This window comes from Streptomyces sp. NPDC049687 (assembly GCF_044465285.1).
Taxonomy (GTDB): domain Bacteria; phylum Actinomycetota; class Actinomycetes; order Streptomycetales; family Streptomycetaceae; genus Streptomyces.
In genome coordinates this window covers 1,145,366-1,168,786 of record NZ_JBITLN010000001.1, presented here as the reverse complement: position 1 = coordinate 1,168,786, position 23,421 = coordinate 1,145,366, and the positions used below count along the sequence as shown (strand labels likewise).

The 23,421-nt window shown below is 69.5% G+C and carries 18 protein-coding genes and 2 tRNA genes; 17 read left to right on the top strand and 3 right to left on the bottom strand.

All coding sequences use genetic code 11. The features are described from left to right. Position 1: 1 nt before the first annotated feature. Entirely contained in the window at positions 2–1,429 is a 1,428-nt protein-coding gene (locus ACIBVL_RS05215; RefSeq protein ID WP_399091914.1) for a DUF6177 family protein, read from the top strand. 93 nt (positions 1,430–1,522) lie between these two features. Here ACIBVL_RS05215 and ACIBVL_RS05210 read toward each other — a convergent pair whose 3' ends face one another. Further along, positions 1,523–2,647 (bottom strand): acyltransferase family protein, encoded by a 1,125-nt coding sequence (locus ACIBVL_RS05210; protein WP_399091911.1) that lies wholly within the window; start codon positions 2,645–2,647, stop codon positions 1,523–1,525. Between the two features lie 374 nt (positions 2,648–3,021). Between ACIBVL_RS05210 and ACIBVL_RS05205 the strand changes: the two genes are divergently transcribed. Further along, positions 3,022–3,216 (top strand): hypothetical protein, encoded by a 195-nt coding sequence (locus ACIBVL_RS05205; protein ID WP_108999428.1) that lies wholly within the window; start codon positions 3,022–3,024, stop codon positions 3,214–3,216. Between the two features lie 159 nt (positions 3,217–3,375). Here ACIBVL_RS05205 and ACIBVL_RS05200 read toward each other — a convergent pair. Then, a tRNA-Gly gene (locus tag ACIBVL_RS05200) sits at positions 3,376–3,446 on the bottom strand. A gap of 166 nt (positions 3,447–3,612) precedes the next feature. Between ACIBVL_RS05200 and ACIBVL_RS05195 the strand changes: the two genes are divergently transcribed. The 5 genes from ACIBVL_RS05195 (at position 3,613) to clpX (ending at position 8,934) form a co-directional block, all read left to right on the top strand. Further along, positions 3,613–3,689, top strand: a tRNA-Pro gene (locus ACIBVL_RS05195). Positions 3,690–3,914: 225 nt separating this feature from the next. After that, positions 3,915–5,306 carry a trigger factor gene (gene tig / locus ACIBVL_RS05190; protein WP_399091907.1) on the top strand — a complete coding sequence of 464 codons (1,392 nt, stop codon included), beginning with the start codon at positions 3,915–3,917 and terminating at the stop codon, positions 5,304–5,306. Between the two features lie 250 nt (positions 5,307–5,556). After that, a complete protein-coding gene (locus tag ACIBVL_RS05185; RefSeq protein WP_399092085.1) occupies positions 5,557–6,165 on the top strand; it encodes an ATP-dependent Clp protease proteolytic subunit in 609 nt (202 codons plus the stop codon). 618 nt (positions 6,166–6,783) lie between these two features. After that, positions 6,784–7,464: an ATP-dependent Clp protease proteolytic subunit gene (locus ACIBVL_RS05180; protein ID WP_399091904.1), complete on the top strand. Its 681-nt coding sequence runs from the start codon at positions 6,784–6,786 to the stop codon at positions 7,462–7,464. A 180-nt stretch (positions 7,465–7,644) separates the two neighbouring features. After that, positions 7,645–8,934, top strand: coding sequence for an ATP-dependent Clp protease ATP-binding subunit ClpX (gene clpX / locus ACIBVL_RS05175; RefSeq protein WP_399091901.1), 1,290 nt, complete (start codon positions 7,645–7,647; stop codon positions 8,932–8,934). A gap of 65 nt (positions 8,935–8,999) precedes the next feature. Here clpX and ACIBVL_RS05170 read toward each other — a convergent pair whose 3' ends face one another. Continuing rightward, positions 9,000–9,983, bottom strand: coding sequence for a hypothetical protein (locus ACIBVL_RS05170; protein ID WP_399091898.1), 984 nt, complete (start codon positions 9,981–9,983; stop codon positions 9,000–9,002). Positions 9,984–10,118: 135 nt separating this feature from the next. Here ACIBVL_RS05170 and ACIBVL_RS05165 point away from each other — a divergent pair, with 135 nt between their 5' ends. The 10 genes from ACIBVL_RS05165 to ACIBVL_RS05120 all read left to right on the top strand — a co-directional run bounded on the left by ACIBVL_RS05165 (position 10,119) and on the right by ACIBVL_RS05120 (position 23,358). After that, positions 10,119–12,749, top strand: a complete 2,631-nt coding sequence (locus tag ACIBVL_RS05165) for a valine--tRNA ligase (protein ID WP_399091895.1) — start codon at positions 10,119–10,121, stop codon at positions 12,747–12,749. 95 nt (positions 12,750–12,844) lie between these two features. Further along, positions 12,845–14,329, top strand: coding sequence for a bifunctional folylpolyglutamate synthase/dihydrofolate synthase (locus tag ACIBVL_RS05160; RefSeq protein WP_399091891.1), 1,485 nt, complete (start codon positions 12,845–12,847; stop codon positions 14,327–14,329). Positions 14,330–14,340: 11 nt separating this feature from the next. Then, complete coding sequence (locus tag ACIBVL_RS05155) at positions 14,341–14,685, top strand: DUF4233 domain-containing protein (RefSeq protein ID WP_399091888.1); 345 nt, start codon at positions 14,341–14,343, stop codon at positions 14,683–14,685. 80 nt (positions 14,686–14,765) lie between these two features. Next, positions 14,766–15,179 (top strand): nucleoside-diphosphate kinase, encoded by a 414-nt coding sequence (gene ndk, locus ACIBVL_RS05150; RefSeq protein ID WP_104780585.1) that lies wholly within the window; start codon positions 14,766–14,768, stop codon positions 15,177–15,179. Positions 15,180–15,407: 228 nt separating this feature from the next. Continuing rightward, complete coding sequence (locus ACIBVL_RS05145; RefSeq protein WP_020127820.1) at positions 15,408–16,427, top strand: rod shape-determining protein; 1,020 nt, start codon at positions 15,408–15,410, stop codon at positions 16,425–16,427. Positions 16,428–16,590: 163 nt separating this feature from the next. Further along, complete coding sequence (gene mreC / locus ACIBVL_RS05140) at positions 16,591–17,526, top strand: rod shape-determining protein MreC (protein ID WP_399091885.1); 936 nt, start codon at positions 16,591–16,593, stop codon at positions 17,524–17,526. A 15-nt stretch (positions 17,527–17,541) separates the two neighbouring features. Then, the gene (mreD, locus tag ACIBVL_RS05135; protein ID WP_399091882.1) at positions 17,542–18,213 is read left to right on the top strand and encodes a rod shape-determining protein MreD; all 672 of its coding nucleotides are present in this window, start codon (positions 17,542–17,544) and stop codon (positions 18,211–18,213) included. 128 nt (positions 18,214–18,341) lie between these two features. Next, positions 18,342–20,618, top strand: a complete 2,277-nt coding sequence (mrdA, locus tag ACIBVL_RS05130; protein ID WP_399091879.1) for a penicillin-binding protein 2 — start codon at positions 18,342–18,344, stop codon at positions 20,616–20,618. Further along, positions 20,615–21,814, top strand: coding sequence for a rod shape-determining protein RodA (gene rodA / locus ACIBVL_RS05125; RefSeq protein ID WP_399091876.1), 1,200 nt, complete (start codon positions 20,615–20,617; stop codon positions 21,812–21,814). The genes mrdA and rodA overlap by 4 nt, the downstream gene beginning before the upstream one ends. 38 nt (positions 21,815–21,852) lie before the next feature. After that, positions 21,853–23,358, top strand: coding sequence for a CHAD domain-containing protein (locus tag ACIBVL_RS05120; RefSeq protein WP_399091873.1), 1,506 nt, complete (start codon positions 21,853–21,855; stop codon positions 23,356–23,358). Positions 23,359–23,421 lie beyond the last annotated feature (63 nt).

The window sequence follows — 23,421 nt, the reverse complement described above, 5'->3', positions numbered from 1 at the left end:
CATGACGAAGGACGTCGTCGCACTCACCAAGACGATGCCCGATCCGCTGAGCGTGATCGCGGGCCTGCTCTCCGGCGGCCCGGACAAACTGGTCGGCGCCGAGGCGGACGGCGCGCTGGTCCGGCTGCACGACGAGCAGGGCCGCCCCCTGCTCTCGGTCGAAGCTCCCCTGCTCGTGCAGGTCAGGGGAGAGGCACGGCGGCTGCTCGGCGCCGACGAGCCGGAGGTCCCCTACTGGTGGACCGAGGCCCGCGCGACCACCGGGGTGAAGGAGGCCGAGGCGCTCGCCGGCACCTTCGCGGCCCGGATCGCCACGCTGGTCGGCGGCACGGCCTGGCCGCGCGAGGCCGCGACCTCGCTCGCCGTGGTCGACACCGCGGGCATGACCGCCGTACCGGTGCCGGCCGCCGCGCAGCCCGCCGTCGACGTGCTCACCGACAAGGTCGCCGTGGTGATCCAGGACCGCCCGGTGGTCGCGATGACCGCCTGGCTCGCGGACACCTTCCGGGCGGCCGCGAACGCCCGGCTGGGCCTGCAGATCGTCACCCCGGCCGGCACCCGCCTCTCCCCGACGGTCCGCAGCGCGCTCCCCGGCTGGCCCTCGCGCTGGGTGGTGCAGGACGAGAAGTGCGGCTACTACGACGGCCTGTCCGGCGCCGTCCTGCAATGGGCGAACGGCCTCTTCGTCACGGTGGAGTCCCCGCAGGCCACCCCCGAGGACCCGCGCACCCCGGTCGCCGAGACCTTCACCCAGCAGATCGCCGACACCGGCGAACGCCAGCTGGCGGTCTCCTTCCGCTGCGTCCACCCGGCCGACGACCGGCTGGTCCTCGGCGGCGCCCTGGAAGCGGTCTGGCGTGAGATCACCGGCGAGCCGCCGGCCGGCTGGGGCACCGAGGAACCCGCCAACCTGCCCTGGTCGCTCAGGCAGGTCACGGACGTGGCGTTCGAGCGTTCACCGGAGCCGACCTGGCTGGTGGTCGTCGGCGTACCGGAGCGCCCGGCCCTGGCGTCGGTCCGCATCAGCCGTACGACGGCGGGCGTGGAGGAGGACGTCACCATGGCGTTCGGCTACGGCCCCGGCGAGACGGCTCCGACGGACGCGGTGATCCGGGCGGCGGAGGCCCTTGCCACCCGCCATGACCTGCAGTCCATGCTCGTCCAGGTCCGCAGGGCCCGCCGTGACCTCTCGGTCCCGCCGCGCTTCGAGGGCCCGGGAGTGCCGTACGCCTTCGTCCTGGGCGCGGAGGAGGTCCGCACGATGCCGGGCGACCGGGCAAGGAACACCCCGCTGCGAGAGAAGCCCCGCGAACTGGGCCCGCGGACCCGCCCGGCCTTGTACTACCAGCTCCCGGGCGACCCGTCCGACCTGTCGGGCTGGAAGGCGTTCGAGGAACTGATGACCCACTTGAAGGGCGGCCGGGCCTGACGGGCACGGGGCCGTGTCGGCATGCGGCTCCGCGGCGTGGGCGCGAGCGACACAGTCCACCCGCACGGGCCCACCCGCGGTTCCCCCCGCTGCCTAGGCGGACACCTTCTCCCGCTCCTGCGCGGCCCGCACGGGATCCTTCCGGAACGCCCACTCCATCTTCGGCTCCATCACACCCCGGAACACCCGCCGCACCGGCGGCGTGCACAGCAGGGTGACGGTCACGGCGATCCCGACACTCACGGCGATCTCCCCGAGAGGGCCGTGCAGCGCGGGGTGGTCGAACCACCCGCGGTAGTCGGCCCCCTTGAGCAGGAAGCCGTGCAGCAGGTAGCCGTACAGGGTGCCCGCGCCGAGCGCGGTGAACCACATCGTGCGGCCCGGCACCCATGCCAAGAAGCAGGCGGTCAGCAGCAGCGAACATCCGAACAGCGCCAGCTGCATGACCGGCCCGGCCCACCAGGGGGCGCCCAGTTCCTGCGCGGAGTCGCGGTGGTAGAGCCAGGCCGTGTTCATCCGCGGCACCGCCCACCAGGCGAAGGCCAGCGCGAAGGCGAACACCGGCACGGCGGCGATCCGCACCGAACGGCGGCGCACCATCCGGAAGTGCTCCTGGCGCAGGCACAGGCCGAGCACGAAGAACGGCAGGAACTGCAGGACCCGCTGGAGGTCCAGGTCGTCACCGATGTCCGGGCTGACGGAGCCCAGCATGGCGATGCCCAGGGCGACCGGCAGCGGATGCCGGAGGGTCTTCCAGACGGGCGTGGTGAGCCGCCAGACGAACAGCGCGACCAGGAACCACGTCAGGTAGTAGGGGTCGAGGAGACTGATCTCCTGGCTGGGCGTGTGGTCGACGTAGCGCTTGAAGAGCGAGTAGGCGGTCTCGAAGACGACATACGGTACGGCGACCCCGGTGACCAGCCGCTTCAGCTTTCCGGGGCTGCCGTCGAAGCTGCGGGAGAAGAACCCGGAGATGACGATGAAGGCCGGCATGTGGAACGCGTACACCAGCATGTACGCGGCCTGCAGCACCCGGCTGTCGCCCTTGAGCGGCTCCCAGGAGTGGGCCACGGCCACCAGCACGATCGCCAGGTATTTGGCGTTGTCGAAGAACGCGTCGCGCCGTGGGGCGGATCTGTCCTGGGACGGTCGGTGCTGATCGTTCAGGTTCTTCGGCGAGCGCGGGCTTGGAACGAGAGACGAGGTGGCGTGGAACATTTGAGGCAGCCTAGCGCCGCTTGTGCGTATTCGTAAAACGTCCGAGGTCATTACTGGTTATTGCCGGTTGATACGCAGAGCCGTTCCTCACTGCTGCCCCATATGTCGCGATTCATCCCGACTAAAAGGCGCATAACGCCCGTTGTGGGCCTGTAGTTGGCGTACTTGCGGACGCAATTCGAATTACCTGCGCAGGCGTTGTGTGGAGACCGCAATGAGCTTCTTCAATTCCCCTGCGGGGACGTCGTCGAAATGTTGTGCGGCTCGCCCGCGCTCGGACACCCGTCGCGATGATGCGTCACCGGCCGCATGGGGAGGCCCTGTTGGTGGCACGATGGTCTCGGGAGTGCGTACCGACCGAGGGTGTGATCTGTGTGGCCATTTCACTGTCAGTGGTGCTGCTGTTGGCGATCATCCTGGTAGTGCTGATCAGAGGAGGGAGCATCAAGGCGGGCCCCGCCATAGTCGCCATCCTCTTCGGCTTCTTCCTCGCCTCCACCGGCATGGCGCCATCGATCAATCGTTTCCTCAACTCCCTTGCGGACACGATCAATTCGATCAGTTTCTGACCCCGCGGCCGGCCGACTCCCGTGACCGGCGGCGCCCTTCGGCGTCGCCGCGAGAGGGATGCGCCGGTGCGCGCGCTCGCCGTACCTCCGTGCCCCATGACGGACCGCAAAAGGCCCGAGGAGGGGATCACACCCCTCACCCGGGCCTTCGGCGTACAGAGCGGGCGACGGGAATCGAACCCGCGTAGCTAGTTTGGAAGACTAGGGCTCTACCATTGAGCTACGCCCGCACGCGACGCGCCGCAGGTCAGCCGACCGCGGCACTGCAGGCATCGTAGCGGGTCGGCGGCCCCGCCCGCACACCCCTTGCCGGCGCGCGCCCCGTCCGCGCCCCCGTGCTCGGCAAATGCGGCGGTCAGACGGGCTGCGGGCATGTACCCTACGTGTCGCACCAGACGGGGTGTGGCGCAGCTTGGTAGCGCGTCCGCTTTGGGAGCGGAAGGCCGTGGGTTCAAATCCCGCCACCCCGACCACCTGCGCGGTCCATCTGCGCGATCACCTGTGCGATCAGCTGTGTGATCACGTCGCCCACCTGGCCGGTGATCGTCTTTTGGGCGGCTCAGCTGCTGCGGTTACTATGCAAGCTGCGCGCCCGTGTGTCCCGGCCCACTCGGCCTACGAACTCTCCCGGGCGGCTAATCGCCGGACCTGTCAGGTTCCGGCGGACCCCAAGAAGTCAGCCACAAGGAGACCGAACCGTGAAGAGCGCCGTGGAGACCCTGAACCCGACTCGGGTTCGGCTCACTGTCGAGGTGCCCTTCGAGGAGCTCAAGGACAGCCTCGACGCGGCGTACAAGAAGATCAACCAGCAGGTCACGGTGAAGGGCTTCCGCAAGGGCAAGATCCCCGCCCGGGTCATCGACCAGCGGTTCGGCCGCGGTGCGGTCCTGGAGGAGGCGGTCAACGACGCGCTTCCGAAGTTCTACACCGAGGCGGTCAACACCGCCGAGATCGACGTCCTCGGCCAGCCCGAGGTCGACATCACGGAGCTGAAGGACGGCGAGACGCTGAACTTCACCGCCGAGGTCGACGTCCGCCCCGCCCTCGAGCTCCCGGAGGACTTCTCCTCCATCGAGGTCGAGGTCGACGCCGTCGAGGTCACCGACGAGGACATCGAGAAGTCGGTCGAGCAGCTCCGTGAGCGCTTCGCCTCCACCTCCCCGGTCGAGCGCGCCGCCGAGGACGGCGACGTCGTGACCGTGGACCTCGAGGCCAAGGTCGACGGCGAGGTCCTGGAGGACGGCGTCGCCAGCGGCGTCTCCTACACCATCGGCTCCGGCGAGCTGCTCGACGGCATCGACGACGCCGTGAAGGGCCTGGAGGCCGGTGGCGAGGCCACCTTCACCTCCGAGCTCAAGGGCGGCTCCGCGGCCGGCAAGGAGGCCGAGGTCACCGTCAAGGTCACCCAGGTCGCCGCCCGCGAACTGCCCGAGCTGGACGACGAGTTCGCGCAGCTCGCCTCCGAGTTCGACACCCTGGAGGAGCTGAAGGCGGACAGCCGCAAGCGCCTCGAGAACATGAAGCAGTACGACCAGGCCACGCAGGCCCAGGAGCGCGTCCTGGAGAAGCTGCTGGAGCTCGTCGAGGTGCCCGTCCCCGAGAAGCTGCTCGAGGACGAGATCAACACCCGCAAGCACAACCTGGAGCACCACCAGCTCGGCCAGATGGGCCTGACCCTCGACAAGTACCTGGAGATCCAGGGCAAGACCGCCGAGGAGTTCGAGACCGAGACCCGTGAGGCCGCGGTCAAGGGCATCAAGACCCAGTTCGTCCTGGACGAGCTCGTCAAGCGCGAGAAGCTGAACGTGAACCAGGAGGAGCTCACCGAGCACCTCATGCGCCGCGCCGCCTCCTCCGGCATGTCGCCCGACCAGTTCGCCCAGGCGGTCGTCGAGGGCGGCCAGGTTCCGCTCCTCGTCGGCGAGGTCGCCCGCGGCAAGGCCCTGGCCACGGTCGTCGAGTCCGCCACGGTCAAGGACACCAACGGCGAGGTCATCGACCTGGACGACGAGGAAGAGGAGGCCGAGGAGGCCGCCGCCGAGGCCCAGGCCGACACCGAGGGCGAGGGCGACGAGAAGGCCGACGCCTGATCCTCGTACCTCCTCCCACGGAGTGTGCGACGGGCCCCGGAACCCTGTGTTCCGGGGCCCGTTTCCCTGTCCGCGCCGTTACGCGCCGCTACGCCCCCGGCGAACACCCACCTCTCCGGGATTCCCCGAAGGGACCCGCGCGTTAGGGTCCATGAGTACGAGGGCAGGGGAGTCCCCGTTGCCCCCGGCAGTACACGTGAGACGGCCCGGCGCCGTCGTAAGACGAGCAGGTGGAGACGTGACGAATCTGATGCCCTACGCCGCCGGCGAGCCTTCCATCGGTGGTGGCCTCGGCGACCAGGTCTACAACCGGCTGCTCGGCGAGCGGATCATCTTCCTCGGCCAGCCGGTCGACGACGACATCGCGAACAAGATCACCGCACAGTTGCTGCTCCTTGCCGCCGACCCGGACAAGGACATCTACCTGTACATCAACAGCCCCGGCGGTTCGATCACGGCCGGCATGGCGATCTACGACACCATGCAGTTCATCAAGAACGACGTGGTGACCATCGCCATGGGCCTGGCGGCCTCGATGGGCCAGTTCCTGCTCAGCGCGGGAACCCCCGGCAAGCGCTTCGCGCTGCCGAACGCCGAGATCCTGATCCACCAGCCCTCCGCCGGCCTGGCCGGCTCGGCCTCGGACATCAAGATCCACGCCGAGCGGCTGCTGCACACCAAGAAGCGCATGGCCGAGCTCACCGCCCAGCACACCGGCCAGTCGGTCGAGCAGATCACCCGCGACTCGGACCGCGACCGCTGGTTCGACGCCTTCGAGGCCAAGGAGTACGGCCTCATCGACGACGTCATCCCCACGGCCGCGGGCATGCCGGGCGGCGGCGGTACCGGGGCGGCGTAATCCCACACGACGGCAGCAGGGCCATCCGGCCAGGGCCGGCGGACCGCCCGCTCCACCCGGCGACGGCGAGGGCGACGGGGCGGGCTTGGATCCCCGGGAGTTTCGAGGTCCCATGAAGGTCCCGAAGCATTCGGCAGGCGTCCGGAGGTCCCGGGAGCGGTCGGCCCCCGGTCCAGGAGCCCCGGCCCCAGGAGCCCCGGCAGCCACCGAAGCCCCGGAGCGCCGGGAGCCCCGAGGATTCGGGGCCGCGAGGCTCCGCCGAGTCCACCCGGTGCCCCACGGCCCCGCAGGGCAACGCAGCCCCCGCAAGGACCTCCCCGAGGCCCCTGCAGGGTCTACGAGGCCTCAGCAGGGGCCCACGGCCCCCGTGGACGCCACGAGGGCCCCGGTCGGCCCAGGAGGCCTTCGCAGGGCTCAGGAGGCCCCGCGCTCTCCAGGAGGCTCCCCGGTCCACCTCGGGCCACGACGGAGCCCCCAGGGCCGGCCAGGAGGCTCCCCGGGCCGCCGGAAGCGGTCCCGGGCGGCCCCAGGGCCCGCCCAGCCCGCCGTGACCCGTCAGCCGTCAGAGTCCCGCCCGCCCCTTCAGACCACCGCCCCACTCTCTTTCCAGGAGACACCGTGAACGACTTCCCCGGCAGCGGCCCCTACGCCCGCACGGAGGCCGAGTACACCGGCCCCCGCGCCGAGTCCCGCTACGTCATCCCGCGCTTCGTCGAGCGCACCTCCCAGGGCATCCGCGAGTACGACCCGTACGCGAAGCTCTTCGAGGAGCGCGTGATCTTCCTCGGCGTGCAGATCGACGACGCCTCCGCCAACGACGTCATGGCGCAGCTGCTGTGCCTGGAGTCGATGGACCCCGACCGGGACATCTCGGTCTACATCAACAGCCCCGGCGGCTCCTTCACCGCGCTGACGGCGATCTACGACACGATGCAGTTCGTCAAGCCCGACATCCAGACGGTCTGCATGGGCCAGGCGGCCTCCGCTGCCGCGATCCTGCTGGCGGCCGGCACGCCGGGCAAGCGCATGGCGCTGCCGAACGCGCGCGTGCTCATCCACCAGCCGTACAGTGAGACCGGCCGCGGTCAGGTCTCCGACCTGGAGATCGCCGCCAACGAGATCCTCCGGATGCGTGCGCAGCTGGAGGAAATGCTGGCCAAGCACTCGACCACGCCGATCGAGAAGATCCGCGAGGACATCGAGCGCGACAAGATCCTCACGGCCGAGGACGCCCTGTCGTACGGCCTGATCGACCAGATCATCTCCACCCGGAAGATGAACAACGCGACTCTGCGTTGACGCACAGGGCCCTCTCGTCCGTACCCCTTGGCACGGTGTGACACGGTCCACGTGGAAGTGAACCGTGCCAAGGGGGGCCCGAACGGGGGTCCCGGCAAGGTACCGTCGGAATAAGGCAGCACCAGGAGCCGCTGGATTCGAAAGCGTCCAGGCGTCTCCCAGGCGAAGGGGAAGCACACCGTGGCACGCATCGGTGACGGCGGCGATCTGCTCAAGTGCTCGTTCTGCGGCAAGAGCCAGAAGCAGGTCAAGAAGCTCATCGCAGGGCCCGGTGTGTACATCTGCGACGAGTGCATCGATCTCTGCAACGAGATCATCGAGGAAGAGCTCGCGGAGACGAGCGAGGTCCGCTGGGAGGAACTCCCGAAGCCGCGCGAGATCTACGAGTTCCTCGAGGGCTACGTGGTCGGCCAGGAGGCCGCCAAGAAGGCACTGTCGGTCGCGGTGTACAACCACTACAAGCGGGTCCAGGCCGGTGAGAACGGCGGCGGACAGAGCCGCGAGGACGCCATCGAGTTGGCGAAGTCCAACATCCTCCTGCTCGGCCCCACGGGCTCGGGCAAGACCCTCCTCGCACAGACCCTCGCGCGCATGCTGAACGTCCCGTTCGCCATCGCCGACGCCACGGCCCTCACCGAGGCGGGCTACGTGGGCGAGGACGTCGAGAACATCCTGCTCAAGCTGATCCAGGCGGCGGACTACGACGTCAAGAAGGCCGAGACCGGGATCATCTACATCGACGAGATCGACAAGGTCGCCCGGAAGAGCGAAAACCCCTCGATCACGCGTGATGTGAGCGGTGAGGGCGTGCAGCAGGCCCTGCTGAAGATCCTGGAGGGCACCACGGCCTCGGTCCCGCCGCAGGGCGGCCGCAAGCACCCGCACCAGGAGTTCATCCAGATCGACACGACGAACGTCCTGTTCATCGTGGGCGGTGCCTTCTCGGGGCTGGAGAAGATCATCGAGTCCCGGGCCGGCGCCAAGGGCATCGGCTTCGGCGCGACGATCCGCTCCAAGCGCGAGCTGGAGGCCAAGGACCAGTTCGAGGACGTCATGCCCGAGGACCTGGTCAAGTTCGGCATGATCCCCGAGTTCATCGGCCGCCTGCCCGTCATCACGAGCGTCCACAACCTGGACCGCGAAGCGCTCCTGCAGATCCTGGTCGAGCCGCGCAACGCCCTGGTCAAGCAGTACCAGCGCCTCTTCGAACTCGACGGCGTGGAGCTGGACTTCGAGCGCGAGGCCCTGGAGGCCATCGCCGACCAGGCCATCCTCCGCCAGACCGGCGCCCGCGGCCTGCGCGCCATCATGGAGGAGGTCCTGATGTCGGTGATGTACGAGGTCCCGTCCCGCAAGGACGTGGCCCGCGTCGTCATCACCGCCGACGTCGTCCACTCCAACGTCAACCCGACCCTCATCCCGCGCGAGGCGCGCGGCGGCCGGGGCCCGGGCGAGCAGAAGACGGCGTAACCGAAGCGCGGAACAGTGAAGGGGCCCCGGTCCACCGACCGGGGCCCCTTCACGCCGTGCGGGTCCTACGCCTTGACGCGTGCGTCCTTGCGCACATCGGCCGCGATCTTCGCCGACTCGTCCAGCGAGTACTCCTTGGCGCCCGCGGTGGGCTCGACCACGCCCATGGTGCTGTAGTCCGCCCAGATGCACATGTAGGTCTTCTGCGTCTTGCGGGTGACCGCGTTCTCGGTCTCCGCCTGCTGGCACTTCATCACCGCGCCGTCGAGACCGTCGGGCGTGACGCTCTCGGCGTCGCCGATCAGCTTGACGTCGTCGTCGGACCCCGCCTTCATCTGGGCGATGGTGGTGTCGAGCGCCTTCTGGGGGTCCGCCACCTTGCCGTAGACGCCGAAGAACGTGACGCTCTCGGCGGTCTGGGCCTTGGCCAGCGCGTCCGGGTCACCGCTGTCGAGGGAGGTCAGGTCCACGGTCGAGTAGAGGGCGCCGATCGAGGTGGCGTCCGTGACACCGGCCTTCGCGAGGTCCTTCGCGTCGCTGGAGCTCGCCTCCTCCTCGGCCGAGTCGCCCATGCGCTTGTACTTGTCGGACAGCAGGGAGGACGGCGCGGTCAGCTTGTGCGGGCCGTCGTCCTCGAGGCCTCCGGTGCCGCCGCCCGAGCCGAGGACGAAGAAGGCGCCCACGCCGATGGCCACGACCACCGCGACCGCGCCGATGATGATGCCGGCCTTCTTCTTGCCGCCGCCCGACGCCGGAGGCTGCGGGGCGCCGTAGGGGGCCTGACCGTAAGGCGGCTGCTGGCCGCCGTAGGCCACGGTCGGCGGCTGCTGGCCGTACCCGGGCTGCTGGCCGTAGGGGTTGGCCTGCGGGGCGCCCTGCGGGGACTGCGCCGGGTAGCCGTACCCGGGCTGCGGGGCCGGGGGCTGCTGAGGGTAGCCGTAGCCGGGCTGGGGTGCCTGCGGCGGCTGGCCGTACGGGCCGGGCTGGCCGGCGTACGGACCGGGCTGCTGGGGCTGCCCGCCGTACGGGCCCGGCTGGTTGTGACTCATTCTGGGTTCCCCTCCAGATGCTTATGTGATTTTCACATCCTGGCTCAAACCCGGTACCTGTCAGACGGCGGGGCCCCGACCGTTACAAGGCAAACACGTTTCGGGACGGCGCCGTGACACCCCTAAACTGGCTCCGTGACCGAGAACGCTCAGCAGCAGCCACCAGCGCCCAACACCGAACTGCCGACCCAGTACGCGCCGGCCGACGTAGAGGGGCCGCTGTACGAGCGCTGGGTAGAGCGGGGTTACTTCGAGGCGGACGAGAAGAGCGACAAGCCGCCGTACACCATCGTCATCCCGCCGCCGAACGTCACGGGCAGCCTGCACCTCGGGCACGCCTTCGAGCACACGCTCATCGACGCCCTGACCCGCCGCAAGCGCATGCAGGGCCACGAGGCGCTGTGGCAGCCCGGCATGGACCACGCCGGCATCGCCACGCAGAACGTCGTCGAGCGCGAGCTGGGCAAGGAGGGCAAGTCCCGCCACGACCTGGGCCGTGAGGCGTTCGTCGAGCGGGTCTGGCAGTGGAAGGGCGAGTCCGGCGGCCAGATCAGCGGCCAGATGCGCCGCCTCGGCGACGGCGTCGCCTGGTCCCGCGAGCGCTTCACCATGGACGAGGGTCTCTCCCAGGCCGTCCAGACCATCTTCAAGCGGCTGTACGACGACGAGCTGATCTACCGCGCCGAGCGCATCATCAACTGGTGCCCGCGCTGTCTGACCGCCATCTCCGACATCGAGGTCGAGTACCAGGACGACGACGGCGAGCTCGTCTCCATGAAGTACGGCGAGGGGGACGACACCATCGTCGTGGCCACCACCCGCGCCGAGACGATGCTCGGCGACACGGCCGTCGCCGTCCACCCCGACGACGAGCGCTACAAGCACCTGGTCGGCAAGGAGATCCGCCTCCCGCTGACCGACCGCTTCATCCCGGTCGTCGCCGACACCCACGTCGACCCGGAGTTCGGCACCGGCGCCGTCAAGGTGACCCCGGCCCACGACCCGAACGACTTCGAGATCGGCCAGCGCCACAACCTGCCGTCCCTCACCATCATGGACGAGCACGCCGTCATCACCGCCCACGGCCCCTTCCAGGGCCTGGACCGCCTCGAGGCCCGCTCCGCCATCGTCGCCGCGCTGCGCGCCGAGGGCCGGATCGTCGCCGAGAAGCGGCCGTACGTCCACTCCGTCGGCCACTGCTCGCGCTGCAAGACCACCATCGAGCCGCGCCTGTCCATGCAGTGGTGGGTCAAGGTCGGCCCGCTCGCGAAGGCGGCCGGTGATGCCGTCCGCGACGGCCGCGTCAAGATCCACCCGCAGGAGATGGAGAAGCGGTACTTCGACTGGGTCGACAACCTCCACGACTGGTGCATCTCGCGGCAGTTGTGGTGGGGCCACCGCATCCCGGTCTGGTACGGCCCGAACGGAGAGACGGTCTGTGTCGGCCCCGACGAGGAGCCGCCCGGCACCGAGGCCGAGGGCTGGCGTCAGGACACCGACGTCCTCGACACCTGGTTCTCCTCCGGCCTGTGGCCGTTCTCCACGCTCGGCTGGCCCGAACAGACCGAGTCGCTCGCGAAGTTCTACCCGAACTCCGTCCTGGTCACCGGCTACGACATCCTCTTCTTCTGGGTCGCCCGGATGATGATGTTCGGCCTGTACGCGATGGACGGCACCCCGCCGTTCCACACCATCGCCCTGCACGGCATGGTCCGCGACCAGTTCGGCAAGAAGATGTCGAAGTCCTTCGGCAACGCGGTCAACCCGCTGGACTGGATGGACAAGTACGGCAGCGACGCCCTGCGCTTCACGCTCGCCCGGGGCGCCAACCCGGGCGTCGACGTCCCGATCGGCGAGGACTGGGTCCAGGGCTCCCGCAACTTCGCCAACAAGATCTGGAACGCGACCCGCTTCGCGCTGATGAACGGCGCGACGGTGGACGGCCCGCTGCCGGACGCGTCCGCGATGTCGGCGACCGACCGCTGGATCCTCTCCCGCCTCAACTCCGTCGTCGCCGAAGTCGACGCGTTCTACGAGGACTTCCAGTTCGCGAAGCTCTCCGACGCGCTGTTCCACTTCGCCTGGGACGAGGTCTTCGACTGGTACGTCGAGCTGTCCAAGACGACGTTCCAGGCCGGCGGCGAGGCGGCCGAGGTCTCGAAGCGGGTCCTCGGCGAGGTCCTCGACGTCACCCTCAAGCTGCTGCACCCGGTGGTCCCGTTCGTCACGGAGACCCTCTGGACCACGCTGACCGGCGGCGAGTCCCTCGTCATCGCCGAGTGGCCGACCGACAGCGGCTTCCGGGACGCGGCGGCCGAGAAGGAGATCGAGAGCCTCCAGTCGGTCATCACCGAGGTCCGCCGGTTCCGCGCCGACCAGGGGCTGCAGCCCGGACAGCGCGTCCCGGCCCGCCTCACGCTGGACGGCACGCCGTTCGCGGCCCACGAGGCGGCCGTCCGCCAGCTCCTGCGCCTCCAGCCGGAGGGCGAGGGCTTCTCGGCGACGGCCACCCTCCCGGTCGCCGGCGCCACGGTCGCACTGGACCTCTCCGGCACGATCGACGTCGCGGCCGAGCGCAAGCGCCTCGCGAAGGACCTGGCCGCCGCCGAGAAGGAGAAGGCCCAGGCCAACGCCAAGCTCGGCAACGAGGCCTTCCTGGGGAAGGCCCCGGACAACGTCGTGGAGAAGATCCGCACCCGCCTCGCCAAGGCGGACGAGGACATCGCCCGAATCGAGGCCCAGCTGGAGCGTCTGCCCCAGGCGTAGGGGTGCGGCGTGCCGACGCAACCGAAGGTCCCCGGAACATGCAGCTCCGGGGGCCTTCGCCCACTTCTGTCGGTCCGCCTCCGTAGACTGGCCCCGTGAGCGACAGCGACCCCTTCGACGAGATCATCGAGGCCGAAACCGACCGAGACCCCGATCTCGCGGTCATCGAGGCAGGCAGCCGTACCCTGCGCACCCAGGGCGGGCAGCCCACCGCGGACGTGCCCACGCGCCCCGAGGACCCCGAGCTCGACCGGGCCCTGCGCGAGGTCGAGGCGGAGCTGGCCACCCGCTGGGGCGAGACCAAGCTGGAGCCGTCGGTCAGCCGGATCTCCGCGCTGATGGACATCCTCGGCGAGCCGCAGCGGTCGTACCCCTCGATCCACATCACGGGGACGAACGGCAAGACCTCCACGGCCCGCATGATCGAGGCCCTGCTCGGCGCCTTCGAACTGCGCACCGGCCGGTACACGAGCCCCCACGTGCAGTCCGTCACCGAGCGGATCAGCCTGGACGGCGCGCCCATCTCGGCCGAGCGGTTCATCGAGACGTACCAGGACATCAAGCCGTACGTCGAGATGGTGGACGCGCAGCAGGAGTTCCGGCTGTCCTTCTTCGAGGTGCTGACCGGCATGGCGTACGCGGCCTTCGCGGACGCGCCGGTCGACGTGGCCGTCGTGGAGGTCGGCATGGGCGGCTCCTGGGACGCCACCAATGTCATCGACGGTGACGTCGCCGTCGTCACGCCCATCGACCTCGACCACACCGACCGGCTGGGGGAGACGCCGGCCGAGATCGCGGGGGAGAAGGGCGGCATCATCAAGCAGGACGCGACGGTGATCCTGGCCCAGCAGCCGGTCGACGCCGCCCAGGTGCTGCTGAAGAAGGCCGTCGAGGTCGACGCGACGGTGGCCCGGGAGGGCCTGGAGTTCGGGGTCGTCGCACGTCAGGTCGCCGTCGGCGGCCAACTGGTCACCCTGCGCGGACTCGGCGGCGAGTACCCCGAGGTGTACCTTCCGCTGCACGGCGCCCACCAGGCGCACAACGCGGCCGTCGCGCTCGCCGCCGTCGAGGCGTTCTTCGGCGTCGGCTCCCAGCGGCCCGAGCCGCTCGACGTCGACACGGTCCGCAAGGCCTTCGCGGCCGTGTCCTCGCCGGGCCGCCTCGAAGTCGTACGGCGCTCCCCGACCATCGTGCTCGACGCCGCCCACAACCCCGCCGGGGCGCGGGTGACCGCCGAGGCGGTCGGCGAGGCGTTCGACTTCAGCCGGCTCATCGGGGTCGTCGGGGCCAGCGGCGACAAGAACGTCCGGGGCCTCCTCGAGGCCTTCGAGCCGATCTTCGCGGAGGTCGTCGTCACCCAGAACACCAGCCACCGCGCGATGGACGCCGACGAGCTGGCCGCGATCGCCGTCGAGGTGTTCGGCGACGAGCGGGTCCAGGTCGAGCCGCGGCTGCCCGACGCCCTGGAGGCGGCGATCACGCTCGCCGAGGAGGAGGGCGAGTTCGCCGGCGGCGGCGTCCTGGTCACCGGTTCCGTCATCACGGTCGGCGAGGCCCGACTGCTCCTGGGGAAGGGCTGAGTCCCGAAGCCATGCGTACGCTCTGTTCCTCGACCCTGATCGGCGAGTTCTTCGTCATCGGCTTCGCCGGTCTGGTCGCCATGAAGGACCCCGACCTGGCCACGACCACGGTGTGGACGGTGTGCGGTGTCGCGATGTTCCTCAGCGTCCTGCTGTGCGGGGTGGTCACCCGGCCCGGCGGGGTCGCCCTCGGCTGGGCGCTGCAGATCGCGCTGGTCGCGTCCGGCTTCTTCGTGCCGATGATGTTCTTCCTGGGGGTGCTGTTCGGGGCCCTGTGGTGGGCGTCGGTGCACTATGGCAAGAAGGTCGACGAGGCCAGGGCGCGCTTCGCCGCGGCTACTGCTGACGCTGCGTAACAGGCGCACGGACACGCCCTGTAATCTCGTCCCACCGCACCCCGGCAGTAGTGCACATCAGCAGTCGTAAGGAGCCCCTCGTGAGCCAGCGCACCCTCGTCCTCCTCAAGCCCGACGCCGTCCGTCGTGGCCTGACCGGCGAGATCATCAGCCGTATCGAGCGCAAGGCCGGCTGGCAGATCACCGCGCTGGAGCTGCGCACCCTGGACCAGGACACGCTGGAGCAGCACTACGGCGAGCACAAGGGCAAGCCCTTCTACGAGCCGCTGGTGGAGTTCATGGCGTCAGGTCCGGTCGTCGCGCTCATCGTCGAGGGCGAGCGGGTCATCGAGGGCCTGCGCGCGCTCGCCGGCCCGACCGACCCGATCGCCGCAGCGCCCGGCTCCATCCGCGGCGACTACGGCGTCATCGTCCGCGAGAACCTGATCCACGCCTCCGACTCCGAGGAGTCCGCCGAGCGCGAGGTCAAGATCTTCTTCCCCGGTCGGGCGTAACCCCCGCGCGACGGCTGAAACGGGCGATCGAGGGAACGAGGTTCCCCGAACGCCCGTCTCCAGAAGCGAACCCACACAGCATCTGCTGACAATGGCCAGGACCCTTCCGCAGTGTTCGTGAAGGCGCGTCTACGATGGAAGCCTTCACGTCACAGCACCCACCACGCCCTACCTGAAAAGCCCTCAAAAGCTCATGGGAAGGCCAGTCGAATCCTGATGGGGAACTCAATGTCGTTCATCGGCCGTGACATGGCTGTCGACCTCGGGACCGCCAACACGCTGGTGTACGTCAGGGGTCGCGGGATCGTACTCAACGAGCCGTCCGTCGTCGCGATCAACACCAACACCGGTGGCATCCTCGCGGTCGGCGCCGAAGCGAAGAAGATGATCGGGCGGACCCCCGGCAACATCGTTGCCGTGCGGCCGCTGAAGGACGGCGTGATCGCCGACTTCGAGATCACCGAGCGGATGCTCCGCTACTTCATCCTGAAGATCCACAAGCGGCGGTATCTGGCTCGTCCGCGCGTCGTCGTCTGTGTGCCCTCGGGCATCACGGGCGTCGAGCGCCGTGCCGTCATCGAGGCGTCGACCCAGGCCGGCGCCCGGCAGGTGCACATCATCGAGGAGCCCATGGCCGCTGCCATCGGGTCCGGCCTGCCGGTCCACGAGGCCACGGGCAACATGGTGGTGGACATCGGCGGCGGCACCACGGAGGTCGCGGTCATCTCGCTCGGCGGCATCGTCACCGCCCAGTCCATCCGTGTCGCGGGCGACGAACTGGACAACGCGATCATCCAGCACATCAAGAAGGAGTACAGCCTCCTTCTGGGTGAGCGGACCGCCGAACAGATCAAGATCACGATCGGTTCCGCGTACGACCTCGACGACGACCAGCACACCGAAATCCGTGGCCGGGACCTCGTCTCCGGGCTGCCCAAGACCGTGGTCATCTCGGCCGCCGAGGTGCGCAAGGCGATCGAGGAGCCGGTCAACGCGATCGTCGACGCCGTCAAGACCACCCTGGACAAGTGTCCGCCGGAGCTGTCCGGCGACATCATGGACCGCGGAATCGTTCTGACCGGCGGCGGCGCGCTGCTGCGCGGTCTGGACGAGCGGCTTCGCCGGGAGACCGGTATGCCGATCCACATCGCCGAGGACCCGCTCGACAGCGTGGCGCTCGGCTCCGGCAAGTGTGTCGAGGAGTTCGAGGCGCTCCAGCAGGTCCTGGACGCCGCGCCCCGCAGATGACGTAACGCTTCGGTCCCGCCGTACGAGATGATCTCCTCTCGTACGGCGGATCGTTGATATTCAGGCATAAGCTCCCACAAAGCGCCCTTGGTCATCTTGGCCCGGGGCTACCCGAATTCCTGTGTAGTGATTTCTCTGACGAGGAAGGGCACGGCCGCCGCACGTGAGGGACACACGAGAGAGCCGGCTGCTCCTGGTGCTGCTGATCGCCGTCGCGTTCGCGCTGATCACGGTGGACATCCGCGGTGGCGAGGACTCCCCGGTCGACGGTGCCCGGCAGGCCGCGGCCGCGGTCTTCGGTCCGATCGAGGACGGCGTGTCGTCGGCGGTGAACCCCGTCGGCAACGCCGTCTCGGCGGTACGCGACTCCGGTGAGCGCCACGACCGGCTGGCGCAGCTGGAGAAGGAGAACGCGGCCCTCAAGGCGAAGCTGGGCAGCGACGACCGCAACCGCAGCCGCCTGGCCCAGCTCGACAAGATGCTCAAGATCGCGGGCGCGGGCCAGTACGGCATCAAGGGCGCGGAGGTCGTCGCGATAGGAGCGGCCCAGGGCTTCTCCTGGACGATCACCATCGACATCGGGGCCAACGACGGCGTCAAGCGCGACATGACCGTCCTGAACGGCGACGGGCTCGTCGGGCGGGTCACCACCGTCGGCCCGAACACCGCGACGGTGCTCCTCGCCAACGACCCCGACTTCACCGTCGGCACCCGGATGGAGGGCAACGACGAGCTGGGCTTCGCCTCCGGGCAGGGCGACAGCCCGCTGCGCGTCGAACTCCTCAACGGCAAGGCGGACGTGAAGAAGGGCGACCGGCTGGTCACCTTCGGCTCGCAGGCCGACAAGCCCTTCGTGCCCGGCGTGCCGGTCGGCGTGGTCGCGCGCGTCGACCCCTCCGGCGGCGACCTCACCCGCACCCTCTACGTCACGCCGTACGTCAGCTTCACCAAGCTCGACGTCGTCGGCGTGGTCGTCGAGGCCCCGAAGAAGGACCCGCGCGACACCGTGCTCCCGGCCAAGCCCAAGCCGGTCCCGACCCCGACGGTCACCGTCACGGTGACCCCGAACGCCGACGGCCAGCAGCAAGAGCAGCAGTAGGAGCTGACAACCCCCATGCGCGTCAACCGGATCCTGCTCTCCGTCCCGCTGGTCGTGGTCGCCCTGGTGATCCAGGTCAGCGTCCTCGCCCGGCTCCACCTCCCGGGCGCCGTCCCCGACCTCCTGCTGCTCACCGTCCTGGGCCTCGCCCTGGTCTACGGCCATGTCGGCGGCGCCCTCATCGGTTTCGGCGCCGGGCTCCTCGCCGACCTCGCCCCGCCCGCCGACCACGCGGCCGGGCGCTACGCCCTCGTGCTCTGTGTGATCGGCTATCTCGCCGGGCTCGTCAAGCCGGAGACCGGGCAGATCAAGTCGGCCACCGGTCCGATGGTCGTGGTGGTCGCCGCGGCCGTCGGCTCCACTCTGCTGTACGCGGGCGTGGGCGCCCTCGTCGGCGACACCGCCGCCCGGCACGTCGGCCTGACCGGGCTGCTCTTCTCGGCCGCCCTGTACGACCTGCTGCTGGCCCCGTTCGTCGTCCCCGGGATCATGTTCCTGGCCCGGCGCGCCGAGAACGACCCGCTGGCGGAGACCGGTTCCGCGGCCACCACCTCGGACATCTCCTCCGGCTGGCTCTCCTCCGGGACGGGCCTCAGGATCGGCGGGCAGCGCGGCGGCCTGAAGCTGAAGGCGGCCAAGGCGCGGGCGACCCGGGCCGGGCGCATCAAGGGAGTCAAGCGGCTGTGAGAGCGGGCGAGTTCACCCGAACGGGTAAGTCCCGGCGGAACCCGGCCTCACAGGCTGATCGTTCATCATTCGTACGCACGCACAGCCGCGCACACTCGTTCGCGCACTGAGAGGGGGAGGCAGCCGCAGTGACCAACATCCCCGAGACCGGTCGGACCCCACGGGTCCAGATCCGGCTCGTCGTGATCCAGATCCTCGTCCTCTCCCTCCTCGGCACCCTCGGCGGGCGCCTGTGGTACCTCCAGATCCGCGAGGGCGCGGAGTACGCCAAGGAGGCCTCCGGCAACCACGTCCAGCAGGTCGTCGAACCCGCCGTGCGCGGTTCGATCCTGGACGCGCGCGGAGTGCCCCTCGCCGACAACGAGACACGGCTCGTGGTCTCCGCCTCCCGCACCGAGCTGCTGAAGCAGAAGGACGACGGCAAGGCCGTCCTGACCAAGCTCGCGGGCGTCCTCGGCATGGAGCCCGAGGAGGTCAGGCAGAAGGTCCGGCTGTGCGACGCCAAGACGCCTCAGCCCTGTTGGAACGGCTCGCCGTACCAGCCGATCCCGATCACCGACGAGGCCACCGCCAAGCAGGCCCTGCAGATCCGGGAGCGCGCCGAGGACTTCCCCGGCATCACCGCCGAGCCGGAGGCCGTGCGCCGCTATCCCGCGCCGGGCAAGTCCAACACCGCCCAGGTCCTCGGCTATCTCTCGCCGGTCACCGACGAGGAGATCACCAAGGCGCAGGACACCGACTCGCCCTACCTGCGCTCCGACATGGTCGGTCGCAGCGGCCTGGAGCGGCAGTACGACAAGGAGCTGCGCGGTAAGGCCGGCGTCACCCGCTACGAGGTCGACAACCTCGGCCGGGTCATCGGCCAGGCCGAGGCGGACGCGGCGCAGCCCGGCTCCAACCTCGTCACCAGCATCGACTCCCGCGTCCAGCGGGTCGCGGAGTACGAGCTGACCCAGGCGATGAAGATCGCCCGCCAGCAGTTCGACAAGATCACCGGCGAGAACTACAAGGCCGACTCCGGCGCCGTCGTCGTGATGGAGGCCAAGACCGGCCGGATCGTCGCCATGGCGTCCGCCCCGACCTACGACCCGAACGTCTGGGTCGGCGGCATCTCCGCCAAGGACTACAAGAAGCTCACCGGCAAGAAGTCCGACTACCCGCTGCTGAACCGGGCCATACAGGGTCAGTCCGCGCCCGGCTCGACGTTCAAGGTGGTCTCCACGGCCGCCGCGGTCGAGGCGGGTTACGTGTGGGACGGCGGCTACCCGTGCACCAGTTCGTACTCGGTGGGCGGCCAGGTCTTCAAGAACTTCGAGGGCGAGAACTTCGGCCCCATCTCGCTCGGCCGGGCGCTCGAGGTCTCCTGCGACACCGTCTTCTACGGCCTCGCCGACAGGGAGTGGAAGAAGGACGGCGGCATCAACCCGAAGAAGGGCCAGCCCAAGGACTACTTCTACAAGGCCGCCCACCAGTTCGGCCTCGGCAAGACCACCGGCATCGACCTCCCGAACGAGGTCACCGGCCGCGTCCCGGACCGCCAGTGGAAGGAGGCCTACTGGAAGGCCAACAAGGACGCCTGGTGCAAGTCCGGTAAGAAGGACGGCAGTTACGTCGAGAAGATCGCGTACGAGAACTGCCTCGAAGGCAACAAGATGCGCGAGGGCGACTCGATCAACTACTCCATCGGCCAGGGCGACACCCTCGTCACGCCGATCCAGGAGGCCGTGATCTACGGCGCCCTCGCCAACGGCGGCACCATGTACCAGCCGACCATCGGCAAGGCGATCCTCAGCGCCGACGGCAAGACCGTCCAGGAGATCAAGCCCAAGTCCACGGGCAGGCTGCCGATCAACAAGGCGACGCTCAAAGGCATGGACGCGGCCCTGGAGGGTGTGGTCACCCGCGGTACCGCCGCGTGGAAGTTCGGCGGCTGGCCGCAGGACAAGATCCCGCTGCACGCCAAGACCGGTACCGCCGAGGTCTACGGCAAGCAGACCACGTCCTGGCTGGCCACCTACAGCAAGGACTACACGGTCATCATGACCATCGCCCAGGCCGGTACCGGTTCGGGCGCCTCCGGTGAGGCCGTGCGCCACATCTACAACGCGCTCTACGGCGTCTCCGAGAACGGCTCGATCGACAAGAAGAACGCACTGCTGCCCACCCCCCAGAAGGGCCTGCCGACCATCCAGTCGGACGGCACGATCAAGTCCCCGAAGATCGCCAAGGACCCGGCCAAGGAGCAGCGCGCCAGCCAGCAGGGCGCACCCGAGCCCGACGGGTCGCAGCCGGCGGGGACCACCCAGCAGAACACGACCAACCAGAACACCCGCAGGCGACGCAGAAGAGCCGGATGCCGGGGAGCGGGACGCCGTGGGACAGGAAGCCGGAGGTCGCTCGCATGACCGGCGTGAACAGCTTCTCCGTCTCCGGGTACGGGCCCGAGCGGGCCGGATGGACGCGGGTCTTCGCCCGTGACTCGCTGGCCCGAAGGCTGGACTGGCCGATACTGCTCTCGGCCGTCGCCCTCTCCCTCATCGGCTCGGTGCTGGTCTACTCCGCGACCCGCAACCGCACCGAGATCAACCAGGGCGACCCCTACTACTTCCTGATCCGCCATCTGATGAACACCGGCATCGGGCTGGCCCTGATGATCGGCACGATCTGGCTCGGCCACCGCACCCTGCGCAACGCGGTGCCGGTGCTCTACGGCCTCTCGCTCATGGGCATCCTCGCGGTACTGACCCCGCTGGGCTCGACGGTCAACGGCGCGCACTCCTGGATCGTTCTCGGCGGCGGTTTCTCGCTCCAGCCCTCGGAGTTCGTGAAGATCACGATCATCCTGGGCATGGCGATGCTGCTCGCGGCGCGGGTCGACGCGGGCGACAGGACGTACCCGGACCACCGCACGGTCGTCCAGGCGCTCGGTCTCGCCGCCGTCCCGATGCTGATCGTGATGCTCATGCCCGACCTCGGGTCGGTCATGGTGATGGTGATGATCGTGCTGGGCGTGCTGCTGGCCTCCGGTGCCTCCAACCGCTGGGTCTTCGGGCTGATCGGCGCGGGCGCGGCCGGCGCGGTCGCCGTCTGGCAGCTGCACATCCTGGACGAGTACCAGATCGCCCGCTTCGCCGCCTTCGCCAACCCCAGCCTCGACCCGGCCGGCGTCGGCTACAACACCAACCAGGCGCGGATCGCGATCGGTTCGGGCGGGCTGACGGGCTCGGGCCTGTTCCACGGCTCGCAGACGACGGGGCAGTTCGTCCCGGAACAGCAGACGGACTTCGTCTTCACCGTCGCCGGCGAGGAGTTGGGCTTCGTCGGCGCGGGCCTGATCATCCTGCTGCTGGGCGTGGTCCTGTGGCGCGCCTGCCGGATCGCCCGCGAGACCACCGAGCTGTACGGCACGATCGTCGCGGCCGGCATCGTGGCGTGGTTCGCCTTCCAGTCCTTCGAGAACATCGGCATGACCCTCGGCATCATGCCGGTGACCGGCCTGCCGCTGCCCTTCGTGTCGTACGGCGGAACGTCGATGTTCGCGGTGTGGGTGGCGGTGGGGTTGCTGCAGTCCATCAGGGTGCAACGGCCCATGTCGGCGTAGCACTGCCGTGCAGGCCCGACTGGCACTAGATTCATTTCATGGCGGAGACGAAACGCGAGATCGAGCGCAAGTACGAATCCGACGAGAGCGGGCTGCCCGATCTGACGGGCGTCGCCGGGGTCGCGGGCGTGCTCGACAAAGGCACCGCGGAGCTGGACGCGACCTACTACGACACGTCCGACCTACGCCTGGCCTCGGCTGCGATCACCCTGCGCCGCCGCACCGGCGGCTCCGACGCCGGCTGGCATCTGAAACTGCCGGTCGGCCCGGGCGTCCGGGACGAGATCCGGGCGCCGCTCTCCGACACCGTCCCCGACGAACTCGCCGGACTCGTCCGCGCCCGGGTCCGCGAGGGCCAGCTGGTGCCGGTGGTCCGGCTGCGTTCCGCCCGGGATGTGCGGGACCTGGTCGACGCAGGCGGTCGGCTCCTGGCCGAGGCCAGCGTGGACACCGTACGGGCGGAGCGGCTGTTCGGCGGGGAGGGCGGCGCCCAGTGGACCGAGATCGAGGTGGAACTGGCCGACGGCGGTGACCCGGCCTTCCTCGACAAGGTGGAGAAACGACTGCGCAAGACGGGCGTACGGCCGTCGAAGTCCGCGTCGAAGCTGGCACGGGCGCTCGCGGAGACGAAGGGCGGGCAGCCGCGGCCGAAGGACACGGGCCCGGGAAAGCCCCTCACCGCGGGGGACCACCTGCTGGCGTACGTACGCGCCCAGCGGGACGCGATCGTCGAGCTGGACCCGGCCGTGCGCCAGGACGCCGAGGAGTCCGTGCACGACATGCGGGTCGCCACCCGCCGGCTGCGCAGCACGTTCCGCTCCTTCCGCGCGATCCTCGACCGGGAGGTCACCGACCCGATCGGCGCCGAGCTGAAGTGGCTCGCCGGAGAGCTGGGAGTGGGCCGCGACCACGAGGTGCTCGCCGAGCGGCTGGGCGCAGCCCTCGACGACCTGCCCGCCACCCTGGTCTCCGGCCCGGTCCACGAGCGGCTGCAGGCCTGGGCGAAGGCAGGGGGGCACGGCTCGCGCCGACGGCTGCTCGGCGTCCTGGACTCCCGGCGCTATCTGGCCCTGCTCGACACCCTGGACGCCGTGGTCGCCGACCCGCCGCTGCGCAAGGCGGCCGCCAAGAAGCCGGAGAAGGTGCTCGCCAAGGCCGTACGCAAGGACTTCGGGAAGGTGTCCGTGCTGGTCGAGGAGGCCATGGAGCAGCCGCCCGGCACCGACCGAGACCTCGCCCTGCACGAGGCCCGCAAGAAGGCCAAGCGGACCCGGTACGCGGCGGAGGCGGCCGGTCCGGCCCTCGGTGGCCCGGCGAAGGACCTGGTCAAGTCCATGAAGTCGCTCCAGAGCCTGCTCGGCGACCACCAGGACAGCGTCATGGTCCGCACCACCCTGCGCGAGCTGTCCGCCGTGGCGCACGCGGCGGGCGAGAGCGCCTTCACGTACGGAGTGCTGTACGCCCGTGAGGAGCGGCGCGCGGAGCGGGTCGAGGAAGCGGTGCCGGGGGAGTGGAAGAAGACGAGCGGCTCGATGGACGTTTGAGAACCGGATCATCGCGGGCGGGGGAGTCCTTCGGGCGCGTTAGGCTTGATGGTCACCCTCCCC